This is a genomic window from Acidiplasma aeolicum, assembly GCF_001402945.1.
Lineage (GTDB): Archaea > Thermoplasmatota > Thermoplasmata > Thermoplasmatales > Thermoplasmataceae > Acidiplasma > Acidiplasma aeolicum.
Map to the genome: position 1 here is coordinate 1 of NZ_LKBG01000078.1, position 17,364 is coordinate 17,364.

General features: G+C 34.9%; 21 protein-coding genes and 2 tRNA genes. 18 read left to right on the forward strand and 5 right to left on the reverse strand.

What is annotated here, in order from left to right:
* From AOG54_RS02415 to AOG54_RS02455, 9 genes are all read left to right on the forward strand, one after another.
* Positions 1 to 822, forward strand: an 822-nt coding sequence (locus AOG54_RS02415) for a glucose 1-dehydrogenase (protein WP_330218511.1), incomplete at its 5' end; no start/stop codon positions are given.
* 54 nt (positions 823 to 876) lie between these two features.
* Positions 877 to 1,680: an aldo/keto reductase gene (locus AOG54_RS02420; RefSeq protein WP_048101069.1), complete on the forward strand. Its 804-nt coding sequence runs from the start codon at positions 877 to 879 to the stop codon at positions 1,678 to 1,680.
* Positions 1,681 to 1,859: 179 nt separating this feature from the next.
* Positions 1,860 to 3,341 carry a sugar porter family MFS transporter gene (locus AOG54_RS02425; protein ID WP_082180417.1) on the forward strand — a complete coding sequence of 494 codons (1,482 nt, stop codon included), beginning with the start codon at positions 1,860 to 1,862 and terminating at the stop codon, positions 3,339 to 3,341.
* Between the two features lie 64 nt (positions 3,342 to 3,405).
* On the forward strand, positions 3,406 to 3,639 hold the full coding sequence (locus AOG54_RS02430; protein WP_048101070.1) for a hypothetical protein: 234 nt from the start codon (positions 3,406 to 3,408) through the stop codon (positions 3,637 to 3,639).
* A 39-nt stretch (positions 3,640 to 3,678) separates the two neighbouring features.
* Positions 3,679 to 4,389, forward strand: a complete 711-nt coding sequence (locus AOG54_RS02435) for a hypothetical protein (RefSeq protein WP_048101071.1) — start codon at positions 3,679 to 3,681, stop codon at positions 4,387 to 4,389.
* A 106-nt stretch (positions 4,390 to 4,495) separates the two neighbouring features.
* Positions 4,496 to 4,942 (forward strand): SRPBCC family protein, encoded by a 447-nt coding sequence (locus AOG54_RS02440; RefSeq protein ID WP_048101072.1) that lies wholly within the window; start codon positions 4,496 to 4,498, stop codon positions 4,940 to 4,942.
* 383 nt (positions 4,943 to 5,325) lie between these two features.
* On the forward strand, positions 5,326 to 6,564 hold the full coding sequence (locus AOG54_RS02445; RefSeq protein ID WP_054964095.1) for an NAD(P)/FAD-dependent oxidoreductase: 1,239 nt from the start codon (positions 5,326 to 5,328) through the stop codon (positions 6,562 to 6,564).
* A 43-nt stretch (positions 6,565 to 6,607) separates the two neighbouring features.
* Positions 6,608 to 7,261, forward strand: coding sequence for an endonuclease III domain-containing protein (locus tag AOG54_RS02450; RefSeq protein WP_048101074.1), 654 nt, complete (start codon positions 6,608 to 6,610; stop codon positions 7,259 to 7,261).
* Between the two features lie 46 nt (positions 7,262 to 7,307).
* Positions 7,308 to 8,270, forward strand: coding sequence for an aldo/keto reductase (locus AOG54_RS02455; protein WP_048101075.1), 963 nt, complete (start codon positions 7,308 to 7,310; stop codon positions 8,268 to 8,270).
* 1 nt (position 8,271) lies between these two features.
* Here the strand turns inward: AOG54_RS02455 and AOG54_RS02460 are convergent, their stop codons facing one another.
* The gene (locus AOG54_RS02460) at positions 8,272 to 8,874 is read right to left on the reverse strand and encodes a MarC family protein (RefSeq protein WP_048101076.1); all 603 of its coding nucleotides are present in this window, start codon (positions 8,872 to 8,874) and stop codon (positions 8,272 to 8,274) included.
* Between the two features lie 75 nt (positions 8,875 to 8,949).
* Between AOG54_RS02460 and agl3 the strand changes: the two genes are divergently transcribed.
* On the forward strand, positions 8,950 to 10,092 hold the full coding sequence (agl3, locus tag AOG54_RS02465; RefSeq protein WP_055032364.1) for a UDP-sulfoquinovose synthase: 1,143 nt from the start codon (positions 8,950 to 8,952) through the stop codon (positions 10,090 to 10,092).
* A gap of 4 nt (positions 10,093 to 10,096) precedes the next feature.
* Here the strand turns inward: agl3 and AOG54_RS02470 are convergent, their stop codons facing one another.
* Complete coding sequence (locus AOG54_RS02470; protein WP_054964092.1) at positions 10,097 to 10,819, reverse strand: nucleotidyltransferase family protein; 723 nt, start codon at positions 10,817 to 10,819, stop codon at positions 10,097 to 10,099.
* 83 nt (positions 10,820 to 10,902) lie between these two features.
* On the opposite strand from AOG54_RS02470, the gene AOG54_RS02475 reads away from it, so the two are divergent.
* From AOG54_RS02475 to AOG54_RS02490, 4 genes are all read left to right on the forward strand, one after another.
* Entirely contained in the window at positions 10,903 to 11,838 is a 936-nt protein-coding gene (locus AOG54_RS02475) for a TIGR00269 family protein (protein ID WP_054964091.1), read from the forward strand.
* Between the two features lie 36 nt (positions 11,839 to 11,874).
* Positions 11,875 to 11,949 (forward strand) — tRNA-Ile (locus AOG54_RS02480).
* A 143-nt stretch (positions 11,950 to 12,092) separates the two neighbouring features.
* Positions 12,093 to 12,926, forward strand: coding sequence for an ABC transporter substrate-binding protein (locus AOG54_RS02485; RefSeq protein ID WP_054964096.1), 834 nt, complete (start codon positions 12,093 to 12,095; stop codon positions 12,924 to 12,926).
* A gap of 34 nt (positions 12,927 to 12,960) precedes the next feature.
* Entirely contained in the window at positions 12,961 to 13,935 is a 975-nt protein-coding gene (locus AOG54_RS02490) for a phospholipase D-like domain-containing protein (RefSeq protein WP_054964090.1), read from the forward strand.
* Here the strand turns inward: AOG54_RS02490 and AOG54_RS02495 are convergent.
* Complete coding sequence (locus tag AOG54_RS02495; RefSeq protein ID WP_156150277.1) at positions 13,911 to 14,282, reverse strand: hypothetical protein; 372 nt, start codon at positions 14,280 to 14,282, stop codon at positions 13,911 to 13,913. The two genes, AOG54_RS02490 and AOG54_RS02495, sit on opposite strands and share 25 nt — an antisense overlap.
* 99 nt (positions 14,283 to 14,381) lie before the next feature.
* Between AOG54_RS02495 and AOG54_RS02500 the strand changes: the two genes are divergently transcribed.
* Positions 14,382 to 14,657, forward strand: a complete 276-nt coding sequence (locus AOG54_RS02500) for a hypothetical protein (RefSeq protein WP_048101351.1) — start codon at positions 14,382 to 14,384, stop codon at positions 14,655 to 14,657.
* Here the strand turns inward: AOG54_RS02500 and AOG54_RS02505 are convergent.
* Complete coding sequence (locus AOG54_RS02505) at positions 14,649 to 15,044, reverse strand: hypothetical protein (protein ID WP_054964089.1); 396 nt, start codon at positions 15,042 to 15,044, stop codon at positions 14,649 to 14,651. The two genes, AOG54_RS02500 and AOG54_RS02505, sit on opposite strands and share 9 nt — an antisense overlap.
* Before the next feature lie 102 nt (positions 15,045 to 15,146).
* On the opposite strand from AOG54_RS02505, the gene AOG54_RS02510 reads away from it, so the two are divergent.
* From AOG54_RS02510 to AOG54_RS10020, 3 genes are all read left to right on the forward strand, one after another.
* Positions 15,147 to 15,219: transfer RNA gene (locus AOG54_RS02510), tRNA-Val, on the forward strand.
* Positions 15,220 to 15,268: 49 nt separating this feature from the next.
* Positions 15,269 to 16,198, forward strand: a complete 930-nt coding sequence (locus AOG54_RS02515) for a site-specific integrase (protein WP_236689065.1) — start codon at positions 15,269 to 15,271, stop codon at positions 16,196 to 16,198.
* A complete protein-coding gene (locus tag AOG54_RS10020) occupies positions 16,159 to 16,398 on the forward strand; it encodes a ParA family protein (protein WP_201779308.1) in 240 nt (79 codons plus the stop codon). The genes AOG54_RS02515 and AOG54_RS10020 overlap by 40 nt, the downstream gene beginning before the upstream one ends.
* 590 nt (positions 16,399 to 16,988) lie before the next feature.
* Here AOG54_RS10020 and AOG54_RS02525 read toward each other — a convergent pair.
* Positions 16,989 to 17,180 carry a hypothetical protein gene (locus AOG54_RS02525; protein ID WP_054964087.1) on the reverse strand — a complete coding sequence of 64 codons (192 nt, stop codon included), beginning with the start codon at positions 17,178 to 17,180 and terminating at the stop codon, positions 16,989 to 16,991.
* Positions 17,181 to 17,364: the final 184 nt, after the last annotated feature.

Below are 17,364 nucleotides of genomic sequence, written 5' to 3' on the forward strand. Positions count from 1 at the left end.
AAATTATTATATGTTTATAATCTATATCTTATTTATATGAAAAATATAAATCTTACAAATAAGGTTGCACTGATAACCGGGGCAAGTGGTGGCATAGGAAGATCCATAGCCATGGCACTTGCAGATGCCGGTGCGTCTGTGGCTGTACATTATTCAAGCAATCTCCAAAATGCACTGGACGTTGTTAATGCCATAAAATCAAATGGTGGCAATGCAAAAGAATTTAATGCCGATGTTTCAAGCCCTGAAAGCGTCGAGAAACTATTCAATGATGTTGATTCAACCTTTGGAAGGCTTGACATCCTTGTTAATTCTGCTGGCATTGACGGTGTAAGGCAGAATATAGGAGATGACGATATTAACAGCTGGCAGAAGGTTATAAATATTAATCTGCTTGGACCATATTACTGCATGAGGCAGGCATTAAAAAGAATGCAAAAAAATAATGGTGGTGTGATCATTAACATAACATCGGACCATGTTGTAATACCATGGTCAGGTTACAGTGCCTATTGCAGCTCAAAGGCTGGCCTTGACATGCTAACAAAAACAGCCGCACAGGAAAATGCTGATAAGGGAATTAGAATAGTCTCTATTGCACCCGGCGCCATTAAAACAAATATAAACAAATCAGTATGGCAGAATCCTGAAACACTTAAGGACCTTAATGGTAAGATAGCAATGGGGTATGCCGGAAGTGCCGATGATGTGGCCAATGCTGTTTTATATCTGGCAAGCGATATGGCATCATATGTTACAGGCATAACATTGACTGTTGATGGCGGAATGCTGATTTATCCAGATTTCAGACATGATGGATAAATATTATTTTTATCCATTTAAAAAAATTAATGTTTTATAATTCTATGTTTTTTTGTGATATATCGAAAATTATCAGGATATAAAAAGCAGGTATCTGTCCTGGGCATTGGTACATGGAAAATGAAGGGCCACAGAAAGGATGCGGTAAATGCCATAAAATATGCAATAGACCATGGAATAAATTTTATAGACACTGCGGAGATGTATGAAACTGAAGATATTGTTGCAGAGGCAATTAAAGATTACAACCGTGATGATATTTTTATTGCCACAAAGATATGGCCTGATCATTTCCATTACAACGATGTAATAAATGCATGCAATGAAAGCCTTGCAAGACTTAAAACAGATCATATAGATTTATATCAGCTTCATTGGCCAAACCATAGCATAGATATAGAAGAAACAATGTCGGCAATGGAAAAATTAAAGGATGATGGAAAAATTGATCTTATTGGTGTTTCCAATTTTAACGCCACTGAATGCCAGGAGGCATCATATGCAATGAAAAGGTATGCAATATCAACAAACCAGCTTAAATATAATGTTTTATCTAAGGAAATTGAATTTGATGGGACCTATGATTACTGCATGCGCCATGATATTTCAATAATAGCATACAGCCCACTAAATAAAGGATTATTATTTAATGATAGAAAAACATTAAAATTTTTGGAGGAAATTTCCATTAAATATGCTGCAACACCTGCACAGATTGCCCTTGCATGGCTTTTATACCATAATAATGTTATGGCAATACCAAAATCCATTAATATTGAACACCTTCAGGAAAATATTAATGCTGTGGATATAAAACTTAAAGCTGAGGATTATCTGGGCATTTCAAAGCTTATTTGAATGAACAATTTACGCCGGGAAATTATAAAACTTTTATTTAAACTTTTTTTCTAGTGATATATATTATCACTGTATCAAGTATATAAATGGATATTTATTAAGATTTGATATTTATACTATATTTTATTTTTGAATGGGAATAAAATAAACGTTTAAATAAGGAAAAAAATTAAAAGCATATGGAAACTCAAAATTTGCCTGATAGTGATCCGATCTTAAATGAAATGAACAGTAAGATCACAACAAAATTCTACTGGGCAGTTACTGTGCTGGCAACAATAGGTGGGTTCCTGTTTGGTTATGATACATCCAATATAGGGACAGATCTGGGATTTATACCATTTGCCAAACACCTTGCCACAACTGCACCATTTGTTTACGGATACTTAATAGCAGGCGCATCACTTGGTGCCGCCGTTGGAGCATTAATAGCAGCAGCACTTACCGACAAATATGGCAGGAAATTCCTGCTTATTACGGATGCCGCCATTTATACAATTGGTGCACTTCTTTCTGCGGCTGCTGTTAACCTTGCAATGCTGCTTATTTCAAGAACCTTCATAGGGCTTGCAGTTGGTGCTGATTCGGCAATAGCAACTGCCTATATAGTTGAATATGCACCAAAGCGCCGCAGGGGCCATCTCTCATTAATGCAGCAGTGGATGATTACATGGGGAATACTTGGTGCCTATCTTGTTGGTATGGGTGTATTTTTCATTGCACCAGGCCTTGCATACGCCGTTGACTGGAGAATTCTTTTAGGTGTTGCTGCCATACCATCTATTATAGGCCTTATTTTTAGATTCTACATGCCAGAATCACCAAGATGGTTAATACTTCATGAAAAATACGATAAGGCAATTTCGGCCCTTAAAAGGTTTAATATAAACGCAACAGAGGATCAGCTAACAAAGACCCATGGCGTTCTCCAGAGCATGGAAACTAAAATGAGGGCAACACCAGGAATAAAAAGGGCATTCGTGGTCGTTGGCCTGTTCATGATGTTCCAGCAAATAACAGGAATAAATGTTCCATTCTATTACGGCCCAACTGTTATAGCAAAATTAAATATCTTTGGATCTGCAGGTGGATCATACCTTTCAAAGGCAGTATTTGGAATAGAGGCATCATCAATTCTGGCAGTAATAAATGTACTGGCCACCCTTATAGGATTTAAGCTTATTGATTCATATGGCAGAAGGTCCCTTGCACTGCTAGGTTATTCCGGAATGGCACTGTTCGATTTTATTGGTACGGTACTATATCTGGATCATATTGCTGTTGGCCTTTTAATAGGATTTGCGGGATTTATAATTTTCTTTGCCTTTGCCGTGGGAGGTACCGGCTGGCTGCTTCAGGGAGAATATTTCCCAACACAGTACAGGGGTTTATATGCATCCCTAATAGCTGTTGTTGACTGGATATCAAATTTTGCCATAATAGAAATATTCCCTGCAATGAACCTGCATATAGGCCTTGGATATACAATGGCAGTCTTCGGGGTTCTTTCTGTAATAGCCGTAATTATATTCTTCTTTATTATGCCTGAAACAAAGGGCATATCTGTTGAGGAGGTCACAGAAATGTTTGAAAACAATACACTATTAAATGTAAAGAACGCATCCGGCACAAGGGAATCCACAGGGTCTGGGGATAAATAATTTTTTATCAAAAAAATTAATTTTTTCCTTGCAAACTTTTAATACAGAAATATAATAAAAGATTATGGATATTCAAAACCTAAAGGATGTAAAAAATGTCTGCCTGCAGAATATTAAGGATATTTATGGTGAAAACATACAGGAGTTCACAATAAACAGCATAGTCAACAATGGAAATACATGGGATGTTTCCACCGAATTCAATTTTGAGGGATATCATTATACTGTATATATATCACTCAACAGCGATGGGGAAATTATAAAATTCAATCAGGTTGGCAAAACAAAAATAGGCTGATATACAAATATATTTTATATTTTTTTATAATTATTGTACATGGATTTGGAAACAAAAAACTATATTTTAAAGAACATATTTGATTTTTTTCAGTATTCAAAGAGATATGATCGTCTGGTATTAACCGGAATCCTTAATTCAATGGATTATCATGATGATTATATCACCTTTAATAAACTCAGATTCAAAATAGGTAGAAATGCAGGAAGGGATAAAATTTTGGGATTTTTTCTGGCAAACCTTCCGGTGCTTATTGAGGGCAGAAGAACTGAAAGGAATGACCTTACACCAAAATTAACAAAATTAAAAAATGATACATTGGAACTTATATCACTGGGAAAATTTAATGAGCTTGCAACACTTGACATGTATCTTCTTCTTGAAATGGGTTTAAGGTGTGCATACTCCATATGGGTTGGAAAAAAGGCCATTATTGAAAGGCCAGGATATGATAAAATAATATTATATGATCAGGATTACAGGAAAATAAAATTATATTTAAGGTTGAATAAAATTGGGCATTATGATGTTCTTGTCAATGGACAGCCATTTCCAAGCTCACAGAATTCACTCCTCCACTGGTCTGAAAAATTTACTGATAGGAATTCTGATCTGTTATTCAGGCTTGCATTAAACATAAGAAATCTTCTTGCACATGGCGAGAATGAATGGGAACTCTATCCCTTTAAGGAAAGTGTTGAATCATCCTCATATGCGGTTGGTAAGGTTCTGGACAGGATTAAATTATAAATTCTTTTTAAAGTTTATAATACCCATGAAAATTTGGATGTTTTTAAACATATATATTTATGAAAAATAAATGAAAATTTTATAAACCATGCTTATATAAATTATTATGTTAAATTTTGATGGGGAGTTCGATGTGAATGCAAGGTCAGAGGATGCATATAACTATGTTTCAGACCCGGACCGCATAGCAAAGCTGGTTCCAGATCTAATAAGCTACACAAAAATAGATGGGAATAACATGAAGTTAACTGCAAAGGCTGGTGTATCATTTATAAAGGGAAAATTTGATCTGGATTTAAAAATAATAAATGATGAAAAAAAGGAGAATCTTAAGCTTGAGGGCCATGGAAAGGGAACCGGTGCATCTGTTGACTTTACCGTTGATTTTAATTTTAAGCAGAATGATGGAATGGCACACATAAAATGGAATGCCGATGTCAATGTTGTTGGGTCGGCAGCCAGCATGGGGGGCAGGATGATTAAAAGCGCAGCAGGGAAATATATTAATAAGCTTATTGATGCATATAAGCAGGCCCTTGAGGCTGGAAATTAAATTTAAAAATTGATATTTTATTAATGATTAAAAAATACAAAACTTTTCCCTGTTTTAACGGAAATTAATCACATTTCATAATTTCCTGACCCACAGGGAATTCTACGCCCGCCCCTGATCAGATTTTAATTGCAGGGTGACACGCCTTATGCTGGATCTGAGGCCCATTAAAAGGCAGGGCATTCTATATGTCCAGCGTCGTCATATGGAATCATGATCATCCATACTTTTTAACCGGACGTTAATATATGCCTTTTTTGTATTAAGTTTTTCTGGAATTATTTTTTAAAAATTAATTTTTATTATAAAAATAGACAGTGCTTATCTTTTTAATTCAAACTTCTTCTGGATAAATTTATATAAAGTTTTATTTTGTACTCACTATGAATTATGATATAATTGTAATTGGTGCCGGTATTACCGGGCTAAGCTCTGCATACCATCTTAAAAAAAGAAATCCTGATGCGAAGATTCTGGTTGTTGATAAGGCCGGAACATATTCACAGGGAAACACGGCAAAGAGTGCAGCAGCATTCAGGGATTTTTTCTCCCTCAGGGAAAACCAGATTATGGCGCAGGCCTCAATAGCATTCTATAAAAACCTTCAGGACAAGCAGGGAATAGATATTGGCATGAAATTCTGCGGATATTTATTTTTATTTGATCATGAAAAGGATGAAAAATTTGTATCAAAATACCCAAATTCCAGAATAATTACCGAGGATTTAAGCAGCATATTTAATGTTAATATAGATTCTGAAACAAGGAAAATTATGAATATAGACTCAATAAAAACGGCCATTCTTGACTCTAATGCAGGAATTATAGAGCCGGATCTGCTGTCTAAATATTTTTATGATCAGATTACATCAATGGGCGTTGATGTGAGGTTTAACACACATGTTAAAAGGCTTGGGCTTGAGCCTGATGTAAGCCTTGATTATCCAGGGGAGCCGTTTAACTGGCAGAAATCATCCATAAAGTACATAGAAACAGACAGGGAAAAAATATACGGTGACTTCTTTATTTTATGCACGGATGTATGGACCACCGCACTTCTTGACCCTGTGGGCATTGACAGCCATTTAAGGCCAAAGAAAAGAATGATATTTCAGGTTACAAGCCCAGGAATAAGGGAAATAATAAACAAAAACATCTTTAATGATTCTGGCGTGTTTCCATTTACCATTTTCCCAACAGGGGTTTATGCCAGGCCATATCCCTCTGCAGGTGCCTTCTGGACAAGCCTCGCAGATGATATAAACCGTGATTTTTCATTTACAGAGCATCCCGAACCTGAACCAGAATTTTATTCCTATAATATTAAGCCAATTTTCGATGCATATTTCCCGGCATTTCAAAATTCTAAAATTACATCCTCATGGGCCGGATATTATTCATACAATACAATAGACTTCATGCCGTATATATTTAATGCACTTAACATGGTTATAGTTTCCGGAACAACCGGTGGTGGAATAATGAAGGGAGATTCCATAGGCAGAATTGTTGCAGCAAGATATAAAAATGAGGCCTATACAACATTATATAATGGTGAAAAAATAGAAAACACATACGATGGATATTACAGAACAACAAAGATAGAGGACATGATACTATAAAGTATAAAACCAATATTTTAATAAAAATTTATAATTATTATTTATGTTTAATGAACTTTATAGAATTCTTTACGATCATTATGGAGATTTAAAATGGTGGCCCTCATCCTCAGACGATGAAACAGTCATAGGATGCATATTAACACAGAATACGTCATGGAAAAATGTGGAAAAATCCATTATTAATCTTAAAAATAATGGGTTATTAAATTTAAATGCTATAAAAAATATGGATGCTGAAATATTAAAAAAATACATAATGCCCTCAGGATTTTATAATCAGAAGGCGGTTTATCTAAAAAATATTGCTGATGCAGTTATTGACTCATATGGCACACTGGATAATATGAAGAATAGGGATATAAAAAATATATCAAATTTTTTAAAGAATATAAAGGGCGTTGGTCAGGAGACACTGGATTCAATAATGCTTTATGCCCTTAACTATCCGGTTTTTGTTGTTGATGCCTACACAAAAAGATTCCTGAAAAGGTACTATAATCAAAATTTTACATTTGATATGATACAAAATTATGCATTAAATGATCTTAAAAAGGATATATCAATGCTAAAAAATCTTCATGCAATGATTGTTGAACTGTCAAAAACTTACTGCAAAAGCACACCACAATGTTCAGAATGTTTTCTCAGAACAGGATGTAAATACCATAATTCAATTAAAAATTCTGATAGGTAAATAATGAGATGACAAAAATTAATAATTGATTATTAACTTCATATTTATGGAATACACAACTCTCGGGTCAACTGATTTAAAAATATCAAAATTATGCCTTGGGGGCATGTCATTCGGAACCTCCCAATGGATGGCTGGCAGGGAAGAATCCATAAAAATAATAAAAAAGGCTATAGATTATGGAATAAATTTTATAGATACAGCAAATATATATTCATATGGCGAATCAGAAAAAATAATTGGAGAGGCCATAAGTGGATACAGGGATGATCTTGTTATATCCACAAAGGGTGCCGGAAAAATGTCAGATTTTTATTACGGTTTTAACAGGAAAAATTTATCACGAGCCATTAGGGAAAGCCTGAAAAGGCTCAATACCGATTATGTGGATATATACTTTCTTCATGCATACTTTGATACAATGGACGTTAATGATACTGTTGAAACAATATCGCAGTTCATACATAATGGCCTGGCCCATTATTGCGGCCTTAGCAATGCCCTTGGGTACCAGCTCGCAGAATTCAATACCGTTGCAGGCCTAAAAGAGAATTTTGGTGTTCAGATAGTGCAGAACCATTACAATGCTGTTTACAGGGAGGATGAGCGTGATGTAATACCATTCTGCAGGAAGAAAAATATTACATACTCTCCATTTAGCCCAATTGCAGCCGGATTTTTATCAGGAAAATACCAAAAAAACAAAAACATTGAGACAGTTAGAACAAAAACATATCCGGTAATGAAGCAGAGATATTTCAGGGAATGCGATTATAATGTTCTTGATAGCGTTATGGAAATAGCATCTGAAAGGGGGGCAACACCAGCACAAATAGCCCTGGCATATACAGTAAAAAAGGGATTTATACCTGTTATAGGTGCAAATAAAATAGAATACCTCGAATCAGATATAAATGCACTGGATATAAAATTAACAGATGATGATGTAAAAATAATAGAAAGCAAATACAGGCCCCATGAAATTATACAGGGGAATGCCGGATATTAATCTATTTTATTATATTTAATGCTATAAGGGCATCAAGGAAATACTGTATTGCAAAGCCTGATAAAAGCAGACCAAAAATCCTTGTGATTGCCGTCATAACCTTATCTCCAAGTATGCTTAAAATTTTGGATGAATAAACAAAAAAGACATATACAAGCGCAAGAACCAGAAATACAGATATAATTGTTAATACTTTTGTGATAAAAGGGCCTTTCATAAGTATAATTACCAGTGAAATGGTTCCAGGCCCTGCAAGTAATGGTGTTGCCAGGGGGACAATGCCCATATTCTTTTCATCGCCTGTTGATGATTCCGGTTTTGCACCCTCACGCACCATTTCAATTCCCATCAAAAGAAGGATTAATCCGCCGGCTATTTCAAGGGCCTCAATGGAGATGCCAAAGAATTCTATTATAAGATCACCAAATATGGCAAATATTAATATTATCAGCCCACCATAAACAATTGCATCCTTTGATATTGATTTTCTTGTCTCACGGTTAAATGATGACGTTAATGAAACAAAAATTACAAGATTTCCAAAGGGGTCAATGACAACAAGCAATGGCATGAAGACTTTAAGAAAATCTATGGCGATGGACATATACCGTTATTTCATACCAAATATTAAATATATCTTATTTAAAAAATATTATAAGGATATGAAACATAATCAACAATGAAGGTTTTAATACTGGGCATAGATGGCTACATTGGTTTCCCGCTTGCATTAAGGCTCATTGATCAGGGGCATGAGGTTTATGGTGCTGATAATTTCTATACCCGGAAAAGGTCAAGAAAGGTTAATGCCGATTCTGCCATAAAAATCGATTCAATGAATGAAAGAATAAAAAAAACAGGGAATAAAATAAAATTTTATTATGGTGATGTGAGCAATCCAAAATTTATTTATGATCTTATTAAAAATACCATGCCCGATGCCATTGTCCATCTTGGAGAGCAGAGATCCGCACCGTATTCAATGATTTCCCTGGATACAGCAAATGAGACATTGATAAAAAATATAAAGAGTACAATGAATATAATATATGCTGTTAAGGATATAAAAAAGGATATACACATAGTTAAGCTTGGTTCCATGGGTGAGTATGGAACGCCAAATATAGATATACCGGAGGGGTTTTTTAATATTGAATACCATGGCAGGTCTGATTATTTACCATTCCCAAGGATGGGGCAGTCGTGGTATCACATGTCAAAGGTGCACGATTCATACAATCTAATGCTTGCTAACAAAATCTGGGGATTAAATATAAGCGATGTTATGCAGGGAGTTGTTTATGGTACCAGAACCGGTGAAATTAATAAGTATAATCTAAATACAAGGTTCGATATAGACGAAATTTATGGCACTGTATTGAACAGATTTGCATCCCAGGCAATTCTTGGGATTCCATTAACAGTTTATGGTCAGGGAAATCAGAAAAGGGCGTTTTTATCCCTGGAGGATAGTATCACATGCCTTAACCTAATATTGAATAACCCACCTCATAATGAGTACCGCGTTTATAACCAGTTTGATGAGTATTATTCCCTTAATTACATCGCCGGCGCAGTTGCCAAAAATTATAAATCATTAACAGGTACCGATATAGAAATCTCACATGTTGATGACCCGCGGATTGAGAGTCAGGACCATTATTACAATCCGGCTAATGAAAATCTTAAGAAGATCGGCTATAGAAGGCAGAGGTCACTGGATGATGAAATTCCTGTAATATTATCTGATCTCGAAAATAATAAAAAAAGGCTTATCAAATTAAAGGATTCAATAATGCCCAAAACAAAATGGAATAAATAAAAAATTATTTTTTTAAAATATTTTCAGAATAATTATACGTTTTCTTTAGTATTTTATAATAATTCTCGCTTCTACCGATGCTCACCCAGTCAGAATTTCTTATCAAATAATAGTAAACATCGTTGCCGGCTTTTATAAAATCATTGATTGCGGGTGTTAATTCATCATATTTCATGTAATTAAAAATACCCCTTTCAAAAATGTAAAAAGCCGGAAGGGCATAATTTGTTTCGGGTTTTTCAGGCTTTTCAACAACACTCAATACCTTTTTTCCGGCAATACTTGCTATACCATATCTTGATGGGTCCTTTACCCTCATTAATGAGATTACACTTTTCTTTCTTATTTTAAAATAATTAATCATTTTAATAATATAATCATCTTTTAGTATGAAGCCATCCCCTGCATTAAGAATAAAATTTGAATTAACATAATCTGATGCAAGTGATACAGCGTATCCGTACCCTTTTGGTTTGTCCTGATAAATTAACTCTATTTTATAATCCAGTGATAATAAATAATCCCTTGTCCCATTATCATTTTTGTCTATTATAACAAAGAATTTATCTATGCCTGCATTTGAGAGTTTATTTATTATTACATCTATAACCGGCCTTAGCACTATTTTATTATCCCTTACAGAATAAACAGGAAGCATTTCCTTTCTCATATTTTTTGGCAGGTTTGCCCTTGTGCCCTTTCCTGCGGCTGTAACAACTGATTCCATGAAAAGATATAAAAAAAGGATATAAATATATAACATTAATTTTTAATAAATATATTTTTAAGACAGATCATAATTATTATAAAATGCAGTGCTCAATTTGCGGGAATAAGGCTGTTTACGAGGTCAAATATAACGGATCATTTTTATGCAAAAAACATTTTATGGATTTTGTTGAAAGGCGTGTTAAAAGGGAGCTTAGATCTCAGACTGCAAGGAAAAACAAGAACATATCAATTTCCGTCGGTATTTCAGGCGGAAAGGATTCATCAGTTACATTATATCTTTTAAATAAGATTTACAAAAATAGAAGGGATGTGAATATAAAGGCGTTTACTGTTGATGAGGGAATAAATGGATACAGAAGCACAGGCCTTGAAAAGGCAAAAAAGCTTTCAGAAGAACTTGGCATAGAGCATGAAATAATATCCTTTAAGGAGAATTTTGGATACACAATGGACGAGATAATGAAAATTGATCCAAAAACAATATCGTGCTCACACTGCGGCCCAATGAGAAGAAATTTAATGAATAAAATATCAATGTATAATAATTCGGATTATGTAGCACTAGGTATAAATCAGGATGACTATGCACAGTCAATAATAATGAATGTTGTCAAGGGTGATGTTCAGAGATATATTAGAATGGCACCGCATGAGTATGTGCGCGATGGCCTTGTTCCAAGAATCCTGCCACTGAGGAAAATACCTGAGAAGGAGGTCGTGCTCTATGCGGTTCTCGCAGGCATAGACTTTGACTCAAGCTGGTGCCCATACTATGCCATGGCCCAGAGAAACATTTTCAGGAAATTAATAGACGATCTTGAGAATGAAACGCCCGGAAGCAAATATGCAATTATTAAATTTTTTGATGAAACCCGGGAGCCTTTAAGAGACTATTTTAAAACTTCAGAAGTGAAGTTAAATAAATGCATAAAATGCGGATCACCAACCACAGGAGAGCTATGTGAGGTATGCCGTGATATTGAATCATTAAGAGAATTGGAGGCAAAACCATAGAAATATTTATTAAATTTCGACTGATTAGGGTGTATCGGGGTTGTAGCTTAGCTTGGTTGGAGCACCCGGCTGATAACCGGGAGGTCACCGGTTCAAATCCGGTCAGCCCCATTTTTAAGATTGGGATATCGATAAGACCAAAAAAGTTAACGTTTTTATCATGTTATTTAATGGCATATTTTGTTTAATAAAAAATTTTAAAATTATATGCAATTTCCAAAATTTTATAAATGGATAAGCATGTTATTAATTGCATGAGAATTTTAAAAATGTTCAACGGCAATGAAGTTTCAGTTCCAGACAAGCTCGAAAGAATAGTATCATTCAGTCCGGCAGTAACAGAGATACTCTTTAACCTTGGGCTTGGCGATAAAATTGTTGCTGACTCAGCCTTCTGCTCAAGACCAGAGGGTGCAAGATATAAAAGAAAGCTGGCAAGTTACTCAACAACCCGAAAGGATATTTTAAAAGAGCTTAACCCAGATATAATACTTACCATTGGCGGATATCAGGAGATTCTTTATAATAATCTTAAGGATGATATGCCTGTTTATATATTTGAGCTTCCATCATCGCTTCCCGGCTTGCTGGATTTAATATCGAAGGTTGGCATAGTTGTAAATAAAAAGGTCGAGGCAAGGAATCTGGAATTAAAACTTATAAAACAGTATAAAAACATTAATACTGATATATTTTTTAAAACATATTTTGAAATGGACCTTGGTGGACCGGTGACCTTCGGTTCCATGAGTTATATAACCGATGCATTGTATGTTATGGGATTTGACACAATTTATGCCAATTTTGATAGGGAATGGATAACTCCAGATTTTGATTTTGTTGCCAGGGCTGATCCCGATGTCATAATATACGAGCATAAAATGTACCGTGAATTTGATTACAGTGATATGGAAAGGCTTATTTTAAAAAGAAAATGGAATAATATCAGTGCAGTAAAAAATGGAAATGTGTTTATAACCCCAGGAAGGCTGGATTTTTTTGCACATCATGGCCCGTCATTTTTTACAGAGGTTATTCCATGGACGATAAATATATATAATAATATAAAAAATAAAATAAAAAATTAGAAAAATTAATATAACAATTTTTTGTTGTCCTATCATGTCCTACAAATTATATGTGGAGCCTGAGGATAAATACAGTAAAATACTTGATTTCATTAAAAAAAGTTCCAAATATCTTTACATTAATTATTATCTTGTTGATGATCAAATCATAATAAACGAGATAAAAAATGCAGTCTCCCGGAGTGTTGATGTAAGAATAATTGTTGATGGCCGTCCATATGGAATAAATGGTGATGATGGAACACACGATGAAATAAAGATACTGAAGGATACCGGGGCAAAGGTTAAAATAGCACCGCCAAGGTTTGAAAGGCCCAATGTTTTCGATCATGCAAAGTACATGGTGACAAGGGGTAAATGCAACATAGGGACGTTAAATTTAACCGAGGCAGCATTCACAAAAAACCGTGAGTACGGTCTCATAATAAAGAATAAAAAAATTAGCAGGGACCTTAAAAAATTATTTCTGGCTGATTGGAAAAACACAGATGCAGGAATAAAAAGCAGGAATTTAATAATATCACCCGGGTCCCAGGAATCCATATTGAATTTCTTAAAAAGGGAGAGGCATATATTAATAGAAAGTGAGGAGGTAGGAGATGATGATGCAATTCTCAATGAGTTCAGGGAGAAGGGTAAAAAATTGAGCATTATAGTACCATCATCTGTGTCAAGTACAGACCTTAAAAATCTTCAAAAGCTCTCAAAATCTGGTGTGAGGGTCAGGTACATGCCTGTATCAAAATTATACATGCATGCCAAGTTAATAATAGGCAGAAATGAATTTTTTATAGGTTCGGAAAATTTTACGAAGGCCAGCCTAAATCATAACAGGGAGGTTGGAATTCTGGCAAGAAAATTTTTTATGGTTTCTGATGTAAAAAAAATCTTTAAAAAGGACTGGAAAAACGCCAGCAAAACATATGAGGCCGCAATAGAATATGAAAAAAAATTAAAAAAATCTGGAGATTATGAAAAAAATAATCACTCAACATCGTATAAATCCTGATAATAAACAGTTTTAATTTCATCTGCCTTTATAATGATTCTATTATTATAAACCTCCATTATATCACCCTCAATTATCCCATCCTTTTTTGTAACTGCCCTTATATGCCCCTCCAGCGGCACCTCCTTGCACTCCCTAAATTCTTCAGGCTCTATAACAGTGGGGGTATACATGGGATTATCATTTCTTGAAAATTTTAATGGGAGATCCATAAATATTGTTCCGTTTGATATGTTTCTTATAAGTCCTGTATATGTCATATTGTTTATTTTTATTAGATAGATTCCATCAAGGTCATTATTTTTATATTCATTTTCAAGTTCTTTAATGCTAAGCACCCTGGCCATGAAATGCAAATTAATTATCATATAATTAGTTTATCTTATGGTAAATATATTTAAAAAAATTTTAATTAAACTTTATATATGCCTGTGACATATTTAATTATGGTAGAAGTAGTAGTTATACATAAATGGAAGGATGAGCAGAAGGATGATGTAATGGGTTTTGCCTCAAAAGTTATGGAAATGGCAAAAGATAAAAAACTCCCCGCAGGTTTAAAACTAAATGAATTGTACCTTGCTGAAAAGAAAAACGAGGCAGTTTGCAGATGGACAGTTGATTCACTGGATCATTTAATGGAAACAGCAAAATCTTTTAAACCAACATGGGAAATAGATGCATTTGAGGTTGACCAGAAGTATAAAAAAGGTTTATTCTAATTTTTTTAATTTTTTTGATTTAATTCCTATTGATGCACCATATTCCTCCAGTTTTTTTATCTGTTCCTTATGAAATCCTAAAAATATTCCCTTGCCCTTTCCGCCAACATATATATTTCCATTAAGCTTTATTAAATTACCAAGGGTTTTATCTATTATTGTTATTAAATGGCCCTTAACCGGTATGTCCACACTTTCTGAGTCCCATGAAATTTCAGGATAGTCACTATGATGCGGTAATATTATTTTTTTTAATTCTGTTGATTCAATATCAACATGTGTAACATGGGCCCTTGAATAGCCCTTAATGTGTATGTATATTCTTGCATCTGGGAGAACATTGCCATCCAGCATAATTATTCCTCTTAACTTTATTTTACCTGCCACCAGTATTTATATCTTTATGTTATAAATTATTTTATAAAATAATATGATATATTTATCAATACAACGTTAAAATTTTATATGGAAAACTGATTAAGGTATGCAGGGCTCGTAGTCTAGTGGTTATGATACCGCCCTTACAAGGCGGTGGTCACCGGTTCAAATCCGGTCGGGCCCACTTAATTTATTAATCTAATACCTTTTATGCATGGAAGCAATGTTTATCTATGACTATGCAACCGAAGTATAATGAACTGCTTCTGGATGATGATGTAAGAAGATGGTTTGAGAACTTAAGGGCTAGGTCTGTTATAACTGCAACAGTTTACTTGCGGGGATTAGGATATTATTGCTATCTTAACAATACAAACCTAAAGGAAATTCTAGCAAATGCAAAGAGCAATGAACAGGAATTCAAGGATAACTTCATAGATTTTATAAGAAGGCTGGAAAAAGAGGGCAAGGCAGGATCATACATAGCGAGATTCAAGAAGGTAATCCTATCATGGCTGAAGTTTAATGGTATCGGCTTGCAGTTAACCGTTAACATATCATGGGAAAACGAGACACCGACAATCGTTAACGAAAGAGTGCCTAATAAAGAAGAACTATCAAGGATATTGAGAAAGGCAACATCAAGGGCAAAGGTATCAATATCCCTAATGGCATTTTCAGGGTTGAGGCCTGAAAGCTTAGGCACGTACGAGGGCACAGATGGATTGAGGCTGGGAGATATAAAGGAACTTCACATATCAGATGATATAACATTTGATAGGATACCGGCTATGGTTGTTGTTAAACAAAAATTAAGCAAGGCAAGACATCAGTATTTTACATTCATAGGCAGGGAAGGAGCAACATACATAAAGGAATATTTGGATGAAAGAAAGAAGAACGGAGAGGAATTAACCTATGATTCACCACTATTACAATTTGATTCCAGATGCATCAGGAAAAATGATTTTTTAAGGACAACATTGGTTACAAGGGATATAAGACAAGCAATAGAACTGGCAGGATTAAAGATGATACCATACGTTTTGAGGGCTTATTTCTCAACATCACTTGACATAGCGGAATCAAAGGGCTTAATATCGCACCCTGGAGGCAGTTTATCATGGATCCTCAGGGCAATCTCACAACCTATTTTTGCATAGACAAATCCTCGCTTAAATCAACAATATACGATGTCATGATAAATGTAGGGCTTGAAGGCACAATCGTAAGAAAAGACAACCTAGACATAGTTCCAAGCACAATAGACCTCGCAGGCGCGGAAGTGGAGCTCAACGGCAAAATCGGCAGGGAATACATTCTCGATAACGAGCTAAAGAAAATATCAAAGAACATACAATAACGCTTCGCTTAGTGCGGGATTCAAACTTGACTGATTGAAACCTTGTTCAAATCCTTATCTAAATTTATCTGAAACTAGCCTTTCACTGTTTTGAAGTTCTCAGATACGACCCAATATTCTGCGATTAGTCTGATTTGTCCTTGGATACGAGGGATAAGTTGAGTGGAATCCAAGAACGCGTTCAACATTAAGGTGTCAGGTTTATTTTTTACCACCCAAAAAGCTTCAAATTTTCTATATGTCTTGGGCAGAATATCCGCAAAAGGTATTTGATACCCTCTTCATTTTAATTCCGATGATTGTTTGACAAATTCTTCCCCGGTCTGAGAATTTCTGAGGCTAATCAGATAAGCATAACAATTCCTTGCGATCATTTTCTTATGATTATTTTTAACTGCTACATGGAAAAATCTAGATGGGAAGGGCTGGCTGTTAACTAGATCTACATCTCCGAAGGTTCCATCCATAAGGCAGAGTTAAAGCTTATCAGGAGGAAGTTGGATGAGTATTCCAATAATAGCAAGTATCGTTCCAATGACGCCTATCACTATGCCAATTACGGCCAATTCAAAGTCCGTCACCACTCACAATCATTCCCCGTCAACAGGTTCAAATTCCTTCAGTGGTCCTTCGAAACCGCATTTGGGACATGTTATAATCGCGCCTAGAGCGACAAGGCCGCCCGGCATTTTTATCCCGGCCTTGTACTCAATAGGTTTCAAGCCCCAAGTAGGTTTATTGAAAATTTCTCCGCACTTTGGGCATTTGATTTTCTTTGTCATCTCAATAACCTCACTGATAACATAATACGGTAAGTTAAAAATTTTCCTATCTAAAGATTAAAATTACAGTATTAGCTTAAAACTTTAATCAAATCCGGTCGGGCCCATACAGAATAAAGAAATATGGGCAAAACCAAAAAACTTTAAATTATTAAATAATTATATTAAAATTATATTAATCTTA

Excerpts from the sequence above, each read along its gene's own strand:
- AOG54_RS02455 (WP_048101075.1), top strand. The coding sequence starts at position 7,308 with ATGGAATACACAACTCTCGGGTCAACTGATTTAAAAATATCAAAATTA.
- AOG54_RS02430 (WP_048101070.1), top strand. The coding sequence starts at position 3,406 with ATGGATATTCAAAACCTAAAGGATGTAAAAAATGTCTGCCTGCAGAAT.
- AOG54_RS02495 (WP_156150277.1), bottom strand. The coding sequence starts at position 14,282 with ATGGCCAGGGTGCTTAGCATTAAAGAACTTGAAAATGAATATAAAAAT.
- AOG54_RS02450 (WP_048101074.1), top strand. The coding sequence starts at position 6,608 with ATGTTTAATGAACTTTATAGAATTCTTTACGATCATTATGGAGATTTA.
- AOG54_RS02500 (WP_048101351.1), top strand. The coding sequence starts at position 14,382 with ATGGTAGAAGTAGTAGTTATACATAAATGGAAGGATGAGCAGAAGGAT.
- AOG54_RS02525 (WP_054964087.1), bottom strand. The coding sequence starts at position 17,180 with ATGACAAAGAAAATCAAATGCCCAAAGTGCGGAGAAATTTTCAATAAA.
- AOG54_RS02440 (WP_048101072.1), top strand. The coding sequence starts at position 4,496 with ATGTTAAATTTTGATGGGGAGTTCGATGTGAATGCAAGGTCAGAGGAT.
- AOG54_RS02485 (WP_054964096.1), top strand. The coding sequence starts at position 12,093 with ATGAGAATTTTAAAAATGTTCAACGGCAATGAAGTTTCAGTTCCAGAC.
- AOG54_RS02515 (WP_236689065.1), top strand. The coding sequence starts at position 15,269 with ATGACTATGCAACCGAAGTATAATGAACTGCTTCTGGATGATGATGTA.
- agl3 (WP_055032364.1), top strand. The coding sequence starts at position 8,950 with ATGAAGGTTTTAATACTGGGCATAGATGGCTACATTGGTTTCCCGCTT.
- AOG54_RS02425 (WP_082180417.1), top strand. The coding sequence starts at position 1,860 with ATGGAAACTCAAAATTTGCCTGATAGTGATCCGATCTTAAATGAAATG.
- AOG54_RS02435 (WP_048101071.1), top strand. The coding sequence starts at position 3,679 with ATGGATTTGGAAACAAAAAACTATATTTTAAAGAACATATTTGATTTT.
- AOG54_RS02475 (WP_054964091.1), top strand. The coding sequence starts at position 10,903 with ATGCAGTGCTCAATTTGCGGGAATAAGGCTGTTTACGAGGTCAAATAT.
- AOG54_RS02445 (WP_054964095.1), top strand. The coding sequence starts at position 5,326 with ATGAATTATGATATAATTGTAATTGGTGCCGGTATTACCGGGCTAAGC.
- AOG54_RS02490 (WP_054964090.1), top strand. The coding sequence starts at position 12,961 with ATGTCCTACAAATTATATGTGGAGCCTGAGGATAAATACAGTAAAATA.
- AOG54_RS02470 (WP_054964092.1), bottom strand. The coding sequence starts at position 10,819 with ATGGAATCAGTTGTTACAGCCGCAGGAAAGGGCACAAGGGCAAACCTG.
- AOG54_RS02460 (WP_048101076.1), bottom strand. The coding sequence starts at position 8,874 with ATGTCCATCGCCATAGATTTTCTTAAAGTCTTCATGCCATTGCTTGTT.
- AOG54_RS10020 (WP_201779308.1), top strand. The coding sequence starts at position 16,159 with ATGGATCCTCAGGGCAATCTCACAACCTATTTTTGCATAGACAAATCC.